The sequence below is a fragment of the Halomonas sp. BN3-1 genome (assembly GCF_003056325.1).
GTDB classification, from domain to species: Bacteria; Pseudomonadota; Gammaproteobacteria; order Pseudomonadales; family Halomonadaceae; genus Halomonas; species Halomonas litopenaei.
Genome location: NZ_PYVV01000055.1, coordinates 1 through 528 on the forward strand (window position 1 = coordinate 1; position 528 = coordinate 528).

Sequence of the window (528 nt, forward strand, 5' to 3'; positions counted from 1 at the left end):
AAACCAAGCCGCTGGGCGTCGGTGCTACCGATACCGTGACCTTCAAGCTCGCCGAAGGCACCCTGACCGTCACTGGTGACGGCAACTGGACCTTCGAGGCCAAGGACAACCTCGACCAGGGCAACAGTCCGTCGGTCGACTTCACCATCACCACCGAAGACAGCGATGGCGATACCGCCACCGATAGCCACACCGTCACCATCACCGACGGCACCGGCCCGAGTGTTTCGGTCACCGACAGCGATCCGGCCTCGACCCAGGCCAGCCTGGCACTGGATGACGCCGAGACCGAAGGCGCCGCCTCGGATACCGACGTGGCGAGCCTGACCTTTACCGCTGGCAGCGACGCCATCACCTCGATCGGCTTTGGCAATATAGGTGCCGATGACAGCGTCACGGGCATCAGCGTCCAGGGCCTGGCGGCTGGTGAGTCCTTGGTCTGGAGCGCAAACGACGCCGGTGAGCTGGAAGGGCGTACCGAGGCCGGCGGTGACGCCGTCCTGACCCTGACCCTGAGTCCGGCGGTTG

The 528-nt window shown here is 65.3% G+C and carries 1 protein-coding gene; it reads left to right on the forward strand.

The annotated features are described in order from the left end of the window. A partial coding sequence (locus C9F12_RS22280) for a hypothetical protein (RefSeq protein ID WP_162816566.1) occupies positions 1-528 on the forward strand: 528 nt, incomplete at both ends.